Raw genomic sequence first — 18,404 nt, forward strand, 5'->3', positions numbered from 1 at the left:
TCTAGAAATTGGGATCGAATCTTCAGCAAAAACTTCTATGAGCGCAACACAATCTAACAACCTGCCACTTTGGGTACAGGATCGCGATCGGGTGATAGCAGAAAGCACTGATGTCGAGTGGCGCTATCAGACACCGCCTGATTATTCCCGTTCCAAAGAGAATCTTGCTAAAGAAAGTATCTATAATCATCTTGAAGGAACACTGGAAGCGATCGTGCAAAACTTGGTGAGAACCTTTGAGATGGAGGTATCTTTCAAAGCTAACCCGCAAGAGTGGTTATCTATTGTAAATGACAACTTTCGCGTCAGTACCAATGGCGGAGTAGAGTATACCGCAGCAGATTTATCAGCCCAAGGTACTTACAATTTATTTATGGCTGATTCAGAGCATTATAAGGCTTCAGAAGAAAGCTTTGAATCATCCGCAAAAGTCTTCCACACAACATTTCCTCAAGGATTTCCTTGGGAAGTGCTGGAAGTTTTCTCAGGGCCACCGAATGTAACATTTAAATGGCGGCATTGGGGACATTTTAACGGAGAATACAAAAACCATGCACCTACTGGAGAGACGATAGAAATTATCGGCATGACCATTGCAAAAGTTACCGATGACTTGAAGATTATTTCCTTAGAACATTACTTCGACAATAATCTGTTCTTGGAAAAGCTAACATCTGGTGGCAAACAGATAAAATCTGAAAACCAAAAAAGTGCTTGTCCGTTCAGCTCTTGGTTCAAGAAATCCCAGAAAAGTTAGTTTTGTCAGGGTACAGAGTTACTGTCCCCTGAAATTATTCACATAGCAACCAAAGGATGAAAATGCAAACATACCATTACGTTTTGGCAAGTCAACGCTTTCTTCTCGAAGAAGAACCGATACACGAAGTTCTCAAAGAACGCACTCGTAACTACCACGAACAAGAAAAACAAATAGATTTTTGGTTAGTTGAGCAACCAGCTTTCTTGGAAGCACCGCAGTTTAAAGAGCTAAAAGCGAAGTGTCCCCAACCAGCAGTAGCAATTATTTCTACAAATCCTCAATTTATTACTTGGTTAAAACTGCGTTTAGAGTACGTAATTACTGGAGAATTCCAGGCTCCTTCTGAGGCAATACCAGATGCTTTAGCATCGCTTACTACCGTATCTTAGGCATAGCGCATTAGACATTGGGTATGGAGAAAAGACAAGGAAGATAGGGGAGACAAGGGAGAGACTTGTTGAATAATTCCCCTTTGTCCCCTTGTCTCCTCTGCTCTTCTGCCCCTCTGCCTCTTCCCCACTCCCTAATTTTATTTTTGAGTAACAAAATATATTTTTTGACATATATTTCATCACCATACTGAAGTAGCTAGGTTTTCAGCTTTTTTCTTATAAAATCTTCTAAGACACCTTAATTTACATAATCTAACTTTTGTGCATAGATTTCAGAATTTCCCAAGTGTTTTAGGATTAGCGATTGTAGGGTTGATTGGTGGCATGAGTTCTGTACTTGCTCAAAAAACCATTCCCTCTTGTCAACCACCAAATGCGGGTGAGTATCTTTTATTAGTAGTCAGTCCCACAACAAATAATCAAAAGCAGTTACGTAGCGCCTTACCACCTGAACTGAAAACTATCACCTGCAAATATCTCAACGAAACTGTGACGCGAGTTGGGGGCTTTAACAAAATTGACGACGCCAATCGTTGGGCAAGATATGTCAGCAATATTGTTGGCTTGTCTGCCATAATTACCACTCGACCAACGACAACGGCAGATGTGCAGCCACAGTCACAGCCCAAACCACCTCAGCAGACAGTCAGCTATAATCCTCAAGCATTAGGAGAAGGTTATGCAGTATTGGTAGATTATTACAACCGTCCAGAACTCGTAAATAGTGTGCAGCAATTGGTCGGAGGTAACGTCGGTTTTGTTTCTTATGGACAACGCCCTTACTTGCTAGCAGTTCATACCACTAACCAAACTGAAGCGTATAATACATTGCAAAAGCTAAACAATGGCGGTTTCGTTGCCAGCCTAGTAGATAGTCGTAAAGTGATTCTGCTGCGCTCGACTGTGCGGTTTTAGCGATCTTAAGTTCACTGGTATCCTGATGCGACATACCAGAGTGGTAATTTGTCAATTGACCTAATTTGTGATTTTAAATTTAAAATTTCAAAGGGTTTTCAGCGAATATATTTATACTCGCTTTGCGTGAAGCAAGTTATTTGGAACAAATCCTTTCATCCTTAATTCCCTAAATTTATTCACAGGGTAAATTTAAAATCCAAAATCCAAAATTGATTGACAAATTACCAGTTATTAATTATCAATAGCCCCTCAAACAAAGATTTATTGCTCTAGTTTAATAAGCAGACCTAGCTAACCAATAGATGGTTATACCCAAAGCCGATCCAGCGATTACTTGGACTGGTGTATGTCCGAGTAATTCTTTCAGACGGTCTTGGCTAAAGTCTGGTTTTTCATGGAATAATTCATCAATCATTTGATTAAGAATACGAGCTTGCTTACCAGCTGCTTGGCGAACTCCGGCTGCATCATACATGACAATGATGGCAAAAACGATCGCAACGGCAAAATCAGGAGATGCCCAACCCAGTGTTTGCCCTACACCAGCGGCTAGAGCCGTAACCAGAGCCGAATGGGCACTGGGCATACCTCCGGTTGTCACCAATACACGCACATTCAATTTGCGATGTTTGACGATCTCAACTACGAGCTTTAATGCTTGAGCAATTAAACAAGCTACCAGAGCAACCAGCAGTACCCGGTTGTCTAAAATGTTGCCTATGTCCTGCATGTTATTTTGGTTAGGTTAGTAAATATTAGCAGCAGTTGTTGGTTGAGGAAACATTTAGATTCAACCCAAAATTCCTAAATTAATTTATCAGGTTAGAAAAAGACCAGCGATTCAAAATAACCTAAAAGCTTATTTGATAAGCTTTTGTAATTTTGAATCAGTGAATTTTTAATTTCGTTGGGCAGTAGTAGTACAGTATGGTGTAAATAAACTACCCATTCCCAATCAATGAAACGCTTGCGGTATAGGAATTACGAATTACGAATTACCCAAAGCGTTACTAGTTATTACGGCTGATAATAAAATGAGCGATCGCTTGGAGTGGTTTAGCTCTGTCTCCAAATGGTTCTAATTCCACACAAGCTTCTTTAACTAGCTCTTGGGCAATTGATCGCGATTCCTCAAGTCCCCAAAGGCTGGGATAGGTAACTTTCTGAGCTTTTTGGTCTTTGCCAGCTGTTTTACCTAATTGCTCTTGAGTAGAAGTGATATCCAAAATATCATCGATGATTTGGAATGCTAGCCCAATATTTTGAGCATAACGGGTTAGCCGCTGCACATCTTCAGGTGATGCATTAGCAATCAGCCCGCCACAAACTACGCAAGCTTCCAAAAGGGCGGCTGTTTTGTGTTTATGAATAAAATTTAGGGTTTCTAAGGAAATATCAGATTTACCTTCCGACTCTAAATCGACAACTTGACCGCCGACCAAACCACCTGCCCCCAAGGCTCGACCAAGACGGGCAATAACCTGCAAGACTACTTCTCTTTTAACGCTTTGAGGGGTTTCAATAGCAACAGACTCAAAAGCAAGAGCCAACAAGCCATCCCCAGCCAAAATTGCTACATCTTCACCATAGACTTTATGATTCGTCAGCTTTCCCCGACGGTAATCGTCATTATCCATCGCTGGCAGGTCGTCATGTATCAACGACATTGTGTGGATCATCTCCACAGCACAAGCTGTTGGCATGGCCATGTCAATGGTTCCACCCATCATTTCACAGGTAGCAAGACAAAGAATGGGACGTACACGCTTACCTCCAGCTAATAATGAGTAGCGCATCGCCTCATAAATCTTCTCTGGATAAATGACCGAGATAGACCGATCCAAAGCATTATCACAAAGCTTTTGTCGCTCTTTTAAATAAGCTGCTAAGTTAAATGTGGCTTCTTCTGGTGGTGTCTTTTGGACGTTATCAGTTGCTACCATTCTTTAATTCCTGACATTTTGCGATTTTTGCCTTATACGTCACAATTTTAAGGTGCAGGGGGACTGAAAAAAATGAAGAGTTAGGAGCAAAGACGCGATTAACCCTTGTCTGTGCGGGATTTAGAAGTTAAGAGTTATTAAGAATAACTTTTAACTCTTCACTACTCTTTCTTCTTTTGCCGCTCTAGAATAGCTAGCAAATGTATTTGCCAACAATATGGCAACAGTCATCGGGCCAACACCACCAGGAACTGGGGTGATAAATCCTGCGACATCAGCGGTTGATTCCAAATGGACATCGCCAATGAGACGACTTTTGCCATTAGCATCAGTGACGCGATTCATCCCCACATCTACCACAACAGCGCCCGGTTTCACCATATCAGCAGAGATCAATCCGGGACGACCTACTGCTGCAATTAGAATATCAGCATTTTGGGTGATGGTTTTGAGGTCATGCGATCGCGAGTGAGCGATCGTGACTGTGGCATCAGCTTCTAATAGCATCAGCGCCATCGGTTTACCCACCAAAATACTGCGCCCTACCACTACTGCCTGTTTTCCCTGCAAAGCAATCTCATATTCTTGTAAAAGCCGCATCACACCAGCCGGGGTGCAGCTACGTAACCCAGTTTCTCCCCGTACTAGTCGCCCCAAGTTAACTGGATGCAGTCCATCAGCATCTTTATCGGGATCGATTTGATGTAGCAGAGTTACAGCATCCAGGTGGTTCGGTAAGGGCAATTGCACAAGAATGCCATCCACTCTTTTGTCGTGGTTGAGTGCAGCAATTACCTCTTCTAACTCCTCAAGGGTAGTTTCGGCAGGAAAATGCTTACCAAAAGAAGCGATCCCGACTTTAGCGCAGGCTTTTTCTTTATTGCGTACATAAGCGGCTGACGCTGGGTTATCACCAACCATCAACACTGCTAAACCAGGTGGTCGTCCAATTTTTGGTTGTAATTGTGTAATCGCAACAGAAATTTCTTGCTGAATTTTTGCAGCTAATGCTTTCCCATCAAGGATTTTGGCAGTTTTTGTTTCCATGAAAATTCCCAGCTATGTTCGCTTTTTGTCCAAAGTCCAAAATGAAAATATTGATTTTTAACTCTTGACTTTCGACTATTATTGTGTTGCTGTTTGATGTCGTAGCGTTTCTCTCACAGTAAATCCATAATGTTTATTTTCTCAGATCAGCGGCATCATCTGAAGAATAAAGAATTGGGAGAGTGGGAGTGGGGAAGCAGAGGGGCAGAGGAGCAGAGGAGAAGTAAGTCTTTTGCTTGTGCACCTCTGCCTCTTGTGCCAAATGCCCAAAATAAATAAATCGGTGGCTTTTATGCGACAAATAAGAAATTTATCTCTTTCGTTCTTGTACGGGCACAGTATTGTTCCTTACCGTTTGGGGTTGACTTTTTTTCTGATAACAGGACTTTGTAGTTGTGGTAACTTGACATCGCCTGGTTTGCGTGGTGCTGGCTTAAAAATTGGTACAAATGTCACTCCAATTGGAGAGATTAAACCAAAACAAGACAATCAGGCTATAGTTTACATCCAGGGTCAAGTAGAAAAGCAAGCTCCCCTGATCAAACAGTGGGCTTATAAAATTAAGGACTCAACGGGCAAAATTTGGGTTGTCACCAATCAAAAGAATTTGGGTGAAGGTTCAGAAGTTGTAATTAAGGGTAAAGTTCGCTACCGAAGTATTCCTTTAGCTGGCAAAGAATTGGGGGAAGTTTATTTAGAAGAAGAGTAATTAAAAATTAAAATATGAACAATCAACAGGTGCACGTAGCGATCGCAATTCTCTATCAGAAAAACAAGTTTCTCATGCAGTTGCGTGACAACATCCCTGGTATTCTCTACCCTGGTTACTGGGCGCTATTTGGCGGTCACATCGAACCTGGTGAAACGCCAGATGTAGCGGTAAAACGAGAAATTTTAGAAGAAATCGGTTATAATTTACCACCCTTTGTTGAATTTGGCTGTTATCCCAACGAAAAAGTTGTTCGTCATGTCTTTCATGCACCACTCTTGGTGGAATTAAATCAACTAGTTCTAAATGAGGGCTGGGATATGGCCTTATTTACGCCAGAAAATATTCGCCAAGGTAACTGTTATTCACAAAATGCTGGCGAAGTGCGACCTTTAGGGGCAATGCATCAGAAAATTATGTTGGATTTTATTGAGAAAAATCCAACATAATTTGGGGATTAGTCATTTGTCATTTGTCATTTGTCATTGGAAAAGAGGAGGCAGGAGGCAGAAGTTCTAAAATGTTTGAATTTTGAATTTTGAATTTTGAATTGATTTCTCCCCCACTCCTCACATCCCTAGAAGCCAAAATAAAGTTAAAACTCTTATGAGGTGATCGCTAATGCAATCAGCAAACAAACTGCCGCGATGGTTAACTATAGGATTGGCATTTCCTATTGCCATTCTCAACGGCTGGCTATTGCTCCAACTTATACAGTATTTTCAACCCTTAGTTAGCATTATTGCCGCCGCTATCCTACTAGCTTTTGTCTTGAACTATCCAATCCAGTTTCTCCAGGAACAAGGAGTGAAACCCAACTTAGCGATCGGGGGAGTGTTACTTTTGACTGTGGTGGTTTTAGTAGCTTTAGGCATTACCTTAGTTCCCCTGATTATTCAACAGCTCGTTGAACTGGCTAATATTTTGCCCAGTTGGATTGATTCTGGTACTCAGCAGCTGCAAGCTTTTCAAGATTGGGCGTTAAGTCAACAGCAACTTCCGATTAATTTAAGTGGTTTATTCACCCAAGTTCTGGAACGATTATCTAACCAACTTCAGTCCTTTACTGGTAGAATTCTTGGTTTTGCTGTCGATACCATTGGTATTGTCCTCAATGTGCTGCTGGCGGTAGTGCTGACTATATACTTAATATTAAATGGTGAACGTCTTTGGGACGGAATTTTTCAGTGGTTTCCCCCTAATATTGGGCCAAGAGTACGGGAATTACTGCAAGAGGATTTCCACAATTACTTCATCGGTCAAGCAACATTGGGAGCTGTATTAGGGGTGACAATTACTCTGGTGTTTTTGGCGCTGCAAGTTCCCCTAGCTTTACTTTTTGGTATTGGTATTGGCTTATTTTCACTCTTCCCCTTTGGTACGGGGGTAGGTATCGCCATAGTAAGTTTGTTGGTAGCGCTGCAAAATTTCTGGTTAGGGGTGGAAGTCTTAGGTGTAGCTGTTGCGATCGATCAAATTAATTCTAATATTATTGCACCTCGAATTCTTAGCAATTTGACTGGCTTAAATCCTGTGTGGGTGGTGATTTCTTTATTGCTGGGCGCAAAGTTGGGAGGAGTCCTGGGTTTGTTAATTGCGATCCCGATTGCCAGTTTTATCAAAGATACAACAGATAGCTGGCGGGCTGGAGAGTTTAATAAGATAGAGGATATAGAGTCAGAACCTGTTACGGTAATAACTGATAGAGCAGGAACTTATAGTTAAAATCAAATCATTCAAATTAACTTCAAATTTGGCGATTTTGTCCATCAATAAAGTGCAAAATCTTAATTTGTAATGCTAACAAATAAAAAGCTATTACTTTGTGCATCAAAAATTTTTTAGCAAGCAAAATAATCGTAAAAAACTTGAGTGTAAGTGTAGTCTGTACTTCTCTACGAGATACTACGCAAATGACAAAGCTCTGTTACCACAGCAGGCATCGTCATTTACATATAAGAGGAAATCTGGTAGCGCATTAATCAACAACTAATCCTTACAAAAGCATCATAAAATTCTTTATCCTTCAGGTGAGAACGGAATACAACACTTGCAGAAAATGACTGCGAGGCACTACGCTGGGAAACCTAAGCAGTCAGTATTTTTAAAAAATGAAAAGTTGTTTAAAGCTTACCTTTGACAATGGGCAAACAGCATTAGCTACTCAAGTTGAGCAGCAAGCGGAATTGCCAAATGCTCTTGAGGAAATAGGGCTTGGCGGTTCGCGTCCTGTTTTAGTAATAGTGGGGGGTGCAAGTAACATCAGTGAAGCTGATTTTCTCCGTATTCAACGGTTGTTTGTGGAAGTTTTAGCCCCCATTGCCGAAACTCTAGGAGCTTATGTTGTGGATGGAGGTACAGATGTAGGAATTATGCGAATGATGGGTGCAGCTCGTACCCAGATAGGTGCTAAGTTTGCTTTGGTTGGTGTGACACCCGAAAGCAAAGTGGCTTTACCTAATCATTCGGAAACTGCTGCTGATTTAATACCCTTAGAGCCAAACCATACTCATTTTGTGCTAGTTCCTGGTAATGATTGGGGCGACGAGTCTCCTTGGATATCTTACGTTGCGACTATGCTGGCCAATGATGCACCTTCGATGACACTACTCTTGAACGGTGGCGAAATTACCTTTAAGGATGCGTTTTCTAGCGTTGATAGTGGAAGATTAGTTATTGTGATTGCTGGTAGTGGTAGAACCGCAGATATACTTGTAGATGCTTTGCATGGAAAGGCTACTGATGAACGAGCCAAAAAGCTAGCTAAATCTGGTACATTACAATACATCGACTTAATCGACATAGAGAAAGGAGTTAATAGTTTAGGCAAAGTAATTAAGGGGTTACTTTCTAATTAGGAGTAAAAAATGGCTAAAAAAGATAGTTATCAAAAATTTTTAAAAGAAGATTTTAACAAGTTATTTGCAGATATTAACTTAGGTGATGTGCAAAAACATTTTTTGCGATCGCGCTGGTTAGAGCAAGTACTATGGATGGAAAGTAAGGCGAATACATCGCGCGATCGCCATTATTTTTTACGAATAACAACTATTATTGGTGGTGTAATTCTCCCGGCATTGGTAAGTTTAAATATTAACACTAATTTCAAACCTAATAATCGGGATAGGGATATCATCATGTGGTTAACTTTTGGTCTGAGCCAAGTAGTTGCTATTAGTGCTGCCATTGAAGAGTTTTTTCACTATGGGGAACGCTGGCGACACTATCGCCGAACAGTTGAGTCTTTAAAAACCCAAGGGTGGCAATTCTCGCAATTGACAGGTCCTTATCGGATTTATCCAAGTCATCAACAGGCATTTAATCTATTTGCAAGTCATGTAGAAGATATTATTCAGCGAGATGTGGAAATATATGCCACTCAAGTTGTACAAGAAAAGAAAGAGGAAAAACATAATCCTGAAGACCATATCCTTCTGCAAAATACAAAGATAACCAATTTAGAAGAGAATAAAGACGAAGAATAAAATTAATTCAATAAACTCTCCTCTGTTAGATAAAAATATAATAATAGTTATAAATAAAGTCCAGTAGAGTAATCTGGATAATTAAGTTTTGATTATTTATGAACTTTATCTAAATTGCATAAATTAACGCGAATAAAACGAATAAAAAACTAAAAAGTATAAGTTGTAAAGATTATAACAATTGGAAAAAAGAATGAGATAAATAGACCATTTATAGAGACGCGATTCATCGCGTCTTTACCCAAGGATGTGTTGCAATGATTAATTGAATTGGTATTACAATAGTGTTTATTGAGAATCAGCTCGAGACAGTAGACGATCGGGAATGAACAAAGAGATAAAAAAGCTGAGTATTAACATTAGATATGGTTTCTAAAGGATTAAAAGCTATTGTTGTTATTGCTAGAACTTCGCTTGGTACGTTTTTGCTGGTACATTAACTCATCTGCCTGGAATATGAGTTTTTCCAAGGAAATATCTTCATTGATAACGCACTCTTGAACTCCAATACTCATTGATAGATGATAACTTCTACTTGAATTTTGATTAAATAAATCAATGTTAGTTTGTAGGCGAACACTAATTGCATTCGTACGATCTGAACATTTTGGAATGAATACAACAAACTCATCACCCCCTAATCGGGCAACGATGTCAGAATCTCGATAGGTTTGGCTTAGTAAGTCTGCGGCGTCAACTATTACACGATCTCCAACTTCATGTCCAAACGTATCATTGATTTGCTTCAATCCATCTATATCTATAAATAAGAGACAACAGGGCTTTTGTAGCTGATGGGCTAGTTTTAATTGCTGATCTGCAAATAGAAAAAAGCCTCGTCGATTGTACACTCCAGTTAATTCATCTGTTATGGATAAGCGTCTAACTTCTGCTTCAACTTTTTGATACCCCTCTATTTCTTTTTCTAGTGCAGCAGTTCGATTGTGGACTCTTTGTTCTAATTCATGATAAATCTGTACGTTTTCCATTGCGACAGCCGTTGTGTCTGCCAATGCCTGTAATAGCTTTACTTTTTCAACCGTTGGCTGATATAACGTTGCCCAATATGTTCCAATTGCACCGATGGGGTTACACGCTCGGATCGGCACCATTGCCAAACTTTTGACAAAAGTTGGTTGGTAAGCTGCAAATGGAATCCGTTCATCTCCATAAATATCGCTAATCACAACGGACTGACGGTTTTGCATTGTATACCCACTAATGCAAATACTCATCGGGAAGCGTTGCCCTTTCCATAAAGGAGCGATCGCATCTTCATCTGCGTAATAACATTGATCTCCATCTCGTAACACAAAACTAGCCCCATCTGCCCCAGTTAACTCACGCGCAGACTTTCGTACAATCTCCATGATTTGCTCTAGCGTCCGTGCTAGTGACAATGCTTGAACAACCTCAATTAAATGCTCTATTCCCTGAACATAAGACATTTCAGCTTTGACATTATTAGAATCAGAAATGATGACAGGTGAAGCAGAGCTTTGAAAATTCATGTGCTTACACCAATAAAAAAGGATCAAAAATTAGTTGAGACTGCGATCGGATCGCAATGTCTTTATTCTCAAAAACAAGGTAAACGTATCTTATTTTTATAATGCTTACTGGGCAAAAGGCTTAAGCATTATTTCTTTTTGGGACTAAATTTTTAACCCTTGCTGGACAAGGATTACAGAATGCCTTTACCCTGATTCTAAAAAATTTCCCATTTTATTCTATTAGAGATATTACGGATTTTTTAACGATCTATCTAAAGAAAGATTGCAAAACTATCTTGATATGTTAAGTTAATATGATTTTTGCGAATAAAATAGAAAGGTTGTTATCAGGTATAGATAAACACTAGGATAGTGTGGCAGAAAACGCCCCAACTGCCATTTTTTTGAGTTAATTAAACTCAGGTTAAATTAATCTTCTAAAATTTGGATTTCATCAAGTTGATTAATTATCACATCTGCACCTCGGACATTATCTGACTTACCTACCCAAGTGATACCAATACAACCTGCGGCTTTAGCATTACGCGCCATTTGCATATCACCAACTGAATCACCTACCATCAAGGTAGCGCTCGGTTCAACTCCCAAAGCTTGGCAAGCTTGTAAAAATAGCACTGGATCTGGTTTACTTGGCCCTTCATCTACGCCCATTTCTAACTGGATATAATTACTTAATTGGTGATTGGCTACAAAATTGCGTACTTCTTCAGTTGTCGCAGCCGAGAGAATGCCAAGTTTTAGACCACCCTCTTGCAGGTATTTCAAAATTTCTAGGCTACCTACAAACAGTGGTGAAGGAGTTTCTCCAATGTATTTTTCCGCTTCATCCAAAGCTTGACGGGCTATTTTTAAGCACTCAAACCATCCTCTTCCTGTTTCGGCAATATATGCCGCCGCCGCAACTTCTGTTTCGCGGCGGCTTGCTACTGAGATTAAACCTGCGGGATCTAGAAAATTGCCATTGATGCCAAATGCCATTAATAAGGGTTCCCCAGTTCCAGGGATTTGAGCATCTATTAACCTCGCTGCTTTTTGTGCGAGCGATCGCAAATAAGTTTCTGAATCTTCTAGAGTACCGTTTTTGTCAAACAAAATTGCCTGGATATTATCAAAAGTGATATTTCTACATTGAATGGTTGCCATAATATTTAACTTATAACTACTCTCAACTCCTGGAAAGACTTGGATTAATCACGTCTCTCCAAATTATTCTCGATTCTCCACATAAAAAAAGAGGGTTTTTCCCTCTTTATAAAATGATTTGATACTCTTACTTAAAAACAAGTAAAACTATAAAAAATCTATTACTCTTCAATAGCTGCTGGAATTTCCTCTTCAATTTCCGTCGCTGCTGGAATCTCTGTTTCAATTGCCGCAACTACTGGAATATCTTCGTCAAGTTCTGTTGCTGGTGGAATATCTTCGTCTGCAAGAACTTCCCCCGGTATAGCCGCAGCAGTAGCACCTTGCTGCTTGGCTAATAACTGTTCGCGATACTTAGCAGCCATTTCTTCCGCCTTATCGTAAACCAAATCTCGGTTTTTAATCATGTCACCGGGTTCGGGTTCTAGCTGCTTGGTAGATAGGGAAATGCGACCCCTTTCTGCATCCAAATCAATGATCATAACTTTTACTTCATCATTGACATTGAACACGCTATGAGGTGTATCAATATGTTCGTGAGAAATCTCAGAAATATGCAGTAGACCACTGACGCCGCCAATGTCGATGAAAGCACCGTAGGGTTTGATCCCACGAACAGTACCAATTACTACTTCGCCGACTTCTAAGCGGTTCATCTTGCGCTCAACCAGCGCCCGACGGTGAGATAGAACGAGGCGATTGCGTTCTTCGTCCACCTCTAGGAATTTCAACGGCAGATCCTCGCCGACCAATTCTTCTTTAGGTTTGCGGGTACTGATGTGGGAACCTGGGATAAAGCCACGTAATCCCTCAATTCGTACCAATGCTCCACCGCGATTGGTTGCAAATACGCCAGAACGGACAGTCGCATCTTCTGCTTGTAACTGCCGCACGCGTTCCCAAGCCCGCATATATTCAATACGGCGAATGGAAAGGGTTAATTGACCATCTTCGTTTTCATCGGTAAGGATAAAAAATTCGCGCGTTTCGTTTGATTGTAGTACTTCTTCCGGGCTATCCACCCGGTTAATAGACATTTCTTGTATAGGAATATATGCTGCGGTTTTAGCACCAATGTCAATCAGAGCGCCGCGCGGCTCTATACTGAAAACTGTTCCTGGGACAACATCACCAGGGCTAAAATGATAATCGTATTTGTCAAGTAGAGCAGCGAAATCTTCGTGAGTGAATCCAATTTCTGTAGCGGTTAAATTCTGATTGACCATGCTGATTTGTTCCTGGTTCTAGTCTCCGTAAAGGTGGTGCGACAATTGCGATGCGTTATGTAAGCAGTACTATGGCAGCTTACACAAAACATCCTTTTTCATCCTAGCGCAGAAAAGCTAGCATTAACACATATCAACTCCCAAGATTGGAAATTATATCACAATATTTAGTCTTTAGTCATTGGTCATTGGTCATTGGTCATTGGTCATTGGTCATTGGTTAATAGTGAGAAACAACATACATAAAGGACAAATGACAAATGACAAAGGACAAAGGACAAACACAATAATATCCGTTGCCACCATACTTAGTAGCAACGGATATTAAGATTAAATCCGCTTAAAAGTCTGTGGATAGGATCTACTTATCTTTTGGTTTCTCAAAGCGAGGGGGTTCGCGAAATGCGATCGCAAAGAAGAGAGTACCTATACACAGAGTAAAAATCAAGATGTACGCAACGCTTTCCATATTACGATTTCCTCTTTATCCAGCCAGTAGTTAAAGTTTTTAATGCTGAGTCACCTGAGTGCTGAGTCAGAGGCTTAACTCAGAACTCAGCACTTCTTTACTCAGCACTGAAATTAAAGGGCTTCTTTCCGGCGGGTTGACTTGTCACCCACTTTCTGGAACAGACCCCACTCAACTTGCTCTTCAAGATCGGCGTCAACACCAGCAAATACGTCTCGGTAGATTGTCCGAGCGCCATGCCAGAGATGACCAAAGAAGAACAACAGAGCAAATACGGCGTGTCCAAAGGTAAACCAACCTCTAGGACTGGTGCGGAATACACCATCAGAGTTCAAGGTTTCCCGGTCAAATTCAAAGATTTCACCGCCTTGAGCCTTACGAGCGAACTTCTTCACATCAGCTGGCTCTGTAAAGGTCTGACCATTCAGATTGCCACCGTAGAAACTAACGGTAACACCAGACTGCTCGAAGCTATACTTAGATTCTGCCCGACGGAAGGGAATGTCAGCGCGGACAATTCCATCTGCATCAGTCAAAATCACTGGGAAGGTTTCAAAGAAGTTGGGGAGACGACGCACGGTCAATTCCCGTCCTTCAGAGTCTTTGAATACGGCATGACCTTGCCAAGATTGGGCAATGCCATCACCCTTCACCATTGGCCCTGTACGGAATAGACCGCCTTTAGCGGGGCTATTTCCAACATAATCATAGAAAGCCAATTTTTCAGGAATCTGCGACCAAGCTTGCTCAAGAGTTGCACCTTGGCTAACGTTTGTTTGGACGCGGCGCTGAATTTCTTGACGGAAATAGTTTTGATCCCATTGATAGCGGGTGGGGCCAAACAATTCAATAGGAGTGGCGGCGTTACCGTACCACATAGTACCAGCAACAACGAAAGCAGCAAAGAAGACTGCTGCAATACTGCTAGAAAGTACTGTTTCAATGTTCCCCATCCGTAGGGCTTTGTAGAGCCGTTCGGGAGGTCTAACTGTGAGGTGGAATAAGCCTGCAATAATACCAACGACACCAGCGGCAATGTGATGAGCCGCAATGCCACCAGGGTTATAGGGGTTAAAACCATCTGGGCCCCATTCTGGTGCTACTGCCTGGGCGGCACCAGTTACACCATAAGCGTCAGAAACCCATATTCCCGGCCCAAATAGTCCGGTGACGTGAAAAGCACCAAATCCAAAACAAAGAAGACCAGATAAGAACAGGTGAATGCCAAACATTTTTGGCAAGTCTAAGGCAGGTTCACCGGTGCGGGGATCTCTAAAGAGTTCCAAATCCCAGTAAACCCAGTGCCATACGGCGGCTAGGAACAGCAAACCGGAAAGAACAATGTGAGCGGCAGCAACGCCTTCAAATGACCAAAAGCCAGGATCGGTTGATGGCCCGCCAGTAACGTTCCAACCACCCCAAGATTGGGTAACACCCAAACGTGCCATAAAGGGTAGGACGAACATCCCTTGACGCCACATTGGGTTGAGAACTGCATCGCTAGGGTCAAAAACAGCTAGTTCGTAGAGTGCCATCGAACCAGCCCAGCCTGCTACTAAGGCTGTGTGCATTAGGTGTACAGAAATCAGTCGCCCTGGATCATTCAGAACGACTGTATGTACTCGGTACCAGGGTAGTCCCATCGACTACGCTCCTCCTCGATGAGTTAGTTTACAAAGCAATTTTCTTACTGAGGTTACGAGAGACGAAAATCGCCACTCATAAAACTCTCTCTTGTTTTTTGTTATTGCCACCAGAGTATCACCACAGCTTAGTCTTAATAAGTCAGACAGCGTGGGTGCTTTGGCAATGCTTACTCGCTTCGGGAGGTTTACCTATGTTAGGGTAGCCATCGCCAAGCAAAAATGAGAATGTTTTAAAAAGTGTAACTATTGATGGAATTGTTTGCAAGCGTGTAAATTGATGCGATCGCGTAGCATATCCAAGTTTTTTCGCTACTAATACCCGTCGGGGATTAAATTTGCTTATCTTTTCTTTACGATGAGAGGGGCATTGGGCATTGAGGATAAAAGGTTCCAAGAAGAAGGAGCAGGGGAAAAATTTCTCTCCTCCTTCCCATGCCCCATGCCCCATACCCCATGCCCAATCTTTACTGAACAACCAAGTGGATATTTTGCAGTTGACACTTCGCTTCAGCTGTACCCAGGCGTTCGATTACCTGTTCGGCGCTCATCAGACGCTTAAGTACTACTTGACCGATGGTCTGACTACCACTTACTGGTGTTGTTGGCTTCACTTCCACGGTTAAAACGGCTTCTTCAACTCGATAAAGCCAGAGTAATTCATTTTCTTCGACTAAACAAATATTCATTCGCTGAATATCTGGTTGGCGTCGCCATGCAGTTATTTGCCAGAGTCCATCAGATGCCCAGACTCTGGCAACTGCCCATCCCTCAGATAGAAAGAAATACTTCACGGTCTTAGTCTCACTATTAGACTTTCAATCTGCTGTTAACAATATCGCGATCGCTTTAGTCGCTGATGTTCAAACACACTTCTTTTTGAGAGTACAGCCGATCTTGACGAGAAAACGCTTTGTCGGTGTCTGTTCCCAAGCAGCAACAGGTAAAATCTCAACGTACACTACTTGGGCTAAGTGTCAAAGCTTAACAAAACCTATTTTTTAGTAAATATGAATTTACGACAAATTTAACCAACTGTTAAAAAATTTAATTACATAAAAACTTTTCAATACTTTACAAATCTTAAATATTAAATTTCGTATTTTATTAATGATTTTTTTAACCAAATAGTGCATAAGTGTATCCCGTCGTCGGGATCACAGCAATAAACTTGATTATGAAGTTGGGTATCTGCCACAAATTTTTGATTTAGATGGCTACGGAGTGTTCTATTAAAACAAGAACCACTATAAAATTGTGAAGATTCAGCATAAGAGTCACAAATGTAGTAAAATTGCTGACCGCTGATATCAAATATATTATTGCTATGACCTGGTTTTCCTTGTTCGTGAAACGATGGGGTCGGATTACACAATTCCTATCTTTGTTCTGTCTATGTTTATTTTTAGTTGTTAGTTGCGCTCCTCGTCCGCAGTCAACTACGCCGCCATCTGGTTCTGTAAATACCCCTACAGGTGATGGTCGGATTACTATTGGTACAACAGCCAAGCCAAGAACCCTCGATCCTGCTGATGCTTATGAGTTAGCAGCTTTAGGTTTGGTGTTTAATATGAGCGATCGCCTCTACACCTACGAACCAGGAAGCACCGAAATTAAGCCCCAACTAGCTACAGCATTACCTAAAGTCAGTCAAGATGGCTTAACTTATACCATTCCCTTACGCCAAGGTGTAGTTTTTCACGATGGGACTTCCTTCAATGCCCAAGCAATGGCGTTTACCATCAACCGCTTTATTCAAAATAAAGGAAAACCTTCTTTCTTACTAGGGGATATAGTAGATTCGGTAAAAACGACAAGCGAGTATGAGTTAACCATCAAACTGAAAAAGCCATTTGCAGCCTTTCCTTCACTGCTGGCGTTTCCTGGAGTGTGCGCAGTTTCGCCCAAAGCTTACGAAGTCGGCGCTGGTAAATTCAAGCCGAATATTTTTGTGGGGACTGGCCCTTACAAATTAGGACAGTATGGTACTGATTCCATCCGATTTGATGCGTTTGATAAATATTGGGGAGAAAAACCAGTTAACAAGGGTGTTAATCTCCAAATTCAAACTAGTCCGGTTAATTTGTTTAATGCTTTCCGTACAGGTGCAATCGATGTAGCTTATCTATCGCTGCAACCAGATCAAAATCGGAGTTTGGAAGAAGGTGGTAAAAAAGGGGATTGGCAAGCGATCGCAGCAGAAGGTAGTGTAGTAAGTTATCTGGTATTAAACCGGAATCAAAAACCTTTAGATAAATTAGAGGTAAGACAAGCGATCGCGTCCATCATTGACCGTCCACTTTTAAACGAGCGAGTATTATTTGGTCAAGCAGATCCGCTCTATAGCATGATTCCCACAACATTTAAGGTTTCTGTGCCATTATTCAAAGATAAATATGGCGATGCTAACTTCGATCAAGCTAAAAAATTATTAACTACTGCTGGCTTCTCTAAAGAAAATCCTGCAAAAGTGCAAGTTTGGTATCCTTCTAGTTCGCCTACTCGTAGTTTGGCAGCACAGACACTCAAATCTCTTGTAGATGTCAAAATGGATGGAATACTGCAATTTGAAGTTACCCAAGCGGAAGGGCCTGCCTTCTTTAAAGACATTGCCAAAGGTTTGTATCCGGCAGCTTTACTTGATTGGTATCCAGACTTTTTAGATCCAGATAATTACGTCCAGCCATTTTTATCTTGTAACAAAGGTTCTGTGGCTAAAGGATGCGAAGATGGAGGCAGTCAAACTCAGGGTTCGTTCTACTATAACGAAACCGTAAATAAATTGATTGATGGGCAACGCAAAGAACAAAACCCCGAAGCGCGTCAGAAAATTTTTAACGAAATTCAAATACAAGTTACTACTGATGTACCTTACGTTCCCTTATGGCAAAACAAAGACTATGTATTTGCCCGAAATGGTGTTAATGGCGTAAAACTTAACCCTACCCAAATTTTGGTTTACCAGACACTTAAAAAGTAAGTTAGGAGTTAGGAGTTAAGAATTAGGAATTAGACTTATTGCAAAAGTCAAAAAATCATGAATGTGATTCTGAGCAAAATAGAGATGTTCAACTTCACTAAATATAGTAATTAAAGGATTTTTGCAAGCTAGCTGTCTATCTTAATTCATAATTCCTAATTGCAAATTATTGATT

The 18,404-nt window shown here is 41.1% G+C and carries 19 protein-coding genes; 9 read left to right on the forward strand and 10 right to left on the reverse strand.

All coding sequences use genetic code 11. The features are described 5' to 3' along the window. The first annotated feature begins 37 nt into the window (after positions 1-37). The 3 genes from RM368_RS21315 to RM368_RS21325 all read left to right on the forward strand — a co-directional run bounded on the left by RM368_RS21315 (position 38) and on the right by RM368_RS21325 (position 2,067). Positions 38-757, forward strand: a complete 720-nt coding sequence (locus RM368_RS21315; RefSeq protein WP_322695880.1) for a SnoaL-like polyketide cyclase — start codon at positions 38-40, stop codon at positions 755-757. 62 nt (positions 758-819) lie between these two features. Further along, entirely contained in the window at positions 820-1,149 is a 330-nt protein-coding gene (locus tag RM368_RS21320; protein ID WP_322695881.1) for an MgPME-cyclase complex family protein, read from the forward strand. A 264-nt stretch (positions 1,150-1,413) separates the two neighbouring features. Continuing rightward, a complete protein-coding gene (locus RM368_RS21325) occupies positions 1,414-2,067 on the forward strand; it encodes a hypothetical protein (RefSeq protein WP_322695882.1) in 654 nt (217 codons plus the stop codon). A 277-nt stretch (positions 2,068-2,344) separates the two neighbouring features. Here the strand turns inward: RM368_RS21325 and RM368_RS21330 are convergent, their stop codons facing one another. The 3 genes from RM368_RS21330 to folD all read right to left on the reverse strand — a co-directional run bounded on the left by RM368_RS21330 (position 2,345) and on the right by folD (position 5,060). After that, entirely contained in the window at positions 2,345-2,800 is a 456-nt protein-coding gene (locus RM368_RS21330; RefSeq protein WP_094350479.1) for a divergent PAP2 family protein, read from the reverse strand. A 280-nt stretch (positions 2,801-3,080) separates the two neighbouring features. Beyond that, positions 3,081-4,013, reverse strand: coding sequence for a geranylgeranyl diphosphate synthase CrtE (gene crtE / locus RM368_RS21335; protein WP_322695883.1), 933 nt, complete (start codon positions 4,011-4,013; stop codon positions 3,081-3,083). A gap of 150 nt (positions 4,014-4,163) precedes the next feature. Continuing rightward, positions 4,164-5,060 carry a bifunctional methylenetetrahydrofolate dehydrogenase/methenyltetrahydrofolate cyclohydrolase FolD gene (gene folD, locus RM368_RS21340; RefSeq protein ID WP_322695884.1) on the reverse strand — a complete coding sequence of 299 codons (897 nt, stop codon included), beginning with the start codon at positions 5,058-5,060 and terminating at the stop codon, positions 4,164-4,166. Positions 5,061-5,352: 292 nt separating this feature from the next. Here folD and RM368_RS21345 point away from each other — a divergent pair, with 292 nt between their 5' ends. The 5 genes from RM368_RS21345 to RM368_RS21365 all read left to right on the forward strand — a co-directional run bounded on the left by RM368_RS21345 (position 5,353) and on the right by RM368_RS21365 (position 9,254). Further along, entirely contained in the window at positions 5,353-5,769 is a 417-nt protein-coding gene (locus RM368_RS21345) for a hypothetical protein (protein WP_322695885.1), read from the forward strand. Between the two features lie 14 nt (positions 5,770-5,783). Next, positions 5,784-6,218: an NUDIX hydrolase gene (locus RM368_RS21350; RefSeq protein ID WP_322695886.1), complete on the forward strand. Its 435-nt coding sequence runs from the start codon at positions 5,784-5,786 to the stop codon at positions 6,216-6,218. 172 nt (positions 6,219-6,390) lie between these two features. Continuing rightward, complete coding sequence (locus RM368_RS21355) at positions 6,391-7,494, forward strand: AI-2E family transporter (RefSeq protein ID WP_322695887.1); 1,104 nt, start codon at positions 6,391-6,393, stop codon at positions 7,492-7,494. 386 nt (positions 7,495-7,880) lie between these two features. After that, positions 7,881-8,627 (forward strand): hypothetical protein, encoded by a 747-nt coding sequence (locus RM368_RS21360; RefSeq protein ID WP_322695888.1) that lies wholly within the window; start codon positions 7,881-7,883, stop codon positions 8,625-8,627. A 9-nt stretch (positions 8,628-8,636) separates the two neighbouring features. Further along, positions 8,637-9,254 (forward strand): DUF4231 domain-containing protein, encoded by a 618-nt coding sequence (locus RM368_RS21365; protein ID WP_322695889.1) that lies wholly within the window; start codon positions 8,637-8,639, stop codon positions 9,252-9,254. Between the two features lie 380 nt (positions 9,255-9,634). Here the strand turns inward: RM368_RS21365 and RM368_RS21370 are convergent, their stop codons facing one another. From RM368_RS21370 to RM368_RS21400, 7 genes are all read right to left on the reverse strand, one after another. Next, positions 9,635-10,765 (reverse strand): sensor domain-containing diguanylate cyclase, encoded by a 1,131-nt coding sequence (locus RM368_RS21370; protein ID WP_322695890.1) that lies wholly within the window; start codon positions 10,763-10,765, stop codon positions 9,635-9,637. 411 nt (positions 10,766-11,176) lie between these two features. Beyond that, complete coding sequence (locus RM368_RS21375) at positions 11,177-11,911, reverse strand: HAD family hydrolase (protein WP_322695891.1); 735 nt, start codon at positions 11,909-11,911, stop codon at positions 11,177-11,179. 161 nt (positions 11,912-12,072) lie between these two features. Further along, positions 12,073-13,137: a 30S ribosomal protein S1 gene (locus RM368_RS21380; RefSeq protein WP_322695892.1), complete on the reverse strand. Its 1,065-nt coding sequence runs from the start codon at positions 13,135-13,137 to the stop codon at positions 12,073-12,075. Positions 13,138-13,498: 361 nt separating this feature from the next. Further along, positions 13,499-13,606, reverse strand: coding sequence for a photosystem II reaction center protein T (locus RM368_RS21385; RefSeq protein ID WP_084227385.1), 108 nt, complete (start codon positions 13,604-13,606; stop codon positions 13,499-13,501). Positions 13,607-13,719: 113 nt separating this feature from the next. After that, complete coding sequence (psbB, locus tag RM368_RS21390) at positions 13,720-15,249, reverse strand: photosystem II chlorophyll-binding protein CP47 (protein ID WP_322695893.1); 1,530 nt, start codon at positions 15,247-15,249, stop codon at positions 13,720-13,722. Between the two features lie 142 nt (positions 15,250-15,391). Then, entirely contained in the window at positions 15,392-15,700 is a 309-nt protein-coding gene (locus RM368_RS21395) for a hypothetical protein (RefSeq protein WP_322695894.1), read from the reverse strand. 16 nt (positions 15,701-15,716) lie between these two features. Beyond that, positions 15,717-16,043 (reverse strand): hypothetical protein, encoded by a 327-nt coding sequence (locus RM368_RS21400; RefSeq protein ID WP_322695895.1) that lies wholly within the window; start codon positions 16,041-16,043, stop codon positions 15,717-15,719. A gap of 533 nt (positions 16,044-16,576) precedes the next feature. On the opposite strand from RM368_RS21400, the gene RM368_RS21405 reads away from it, so the two are divergent. Continuing rightward, entirely contained in the window at positions 16,577-18,229 is a 1,653-nt protein-coding gene (locus RM368_RS21405) for an ABC transporter substrate-binding protein (protein WP_322695896.1), read from the forward strand. The last annotated feature ends 175 nt before the right edge of the window (positions 18,230-18,404 follow it).

It is taken from the genome of Nostoc sp. DedSLP03, assembly GCF_034530815.1.
Classification (GTDB): Bacteria; Cyanobacteriota; Cyanobacteriia; order Cyanobacteriales; family Nostocaceae; genus Nostoc.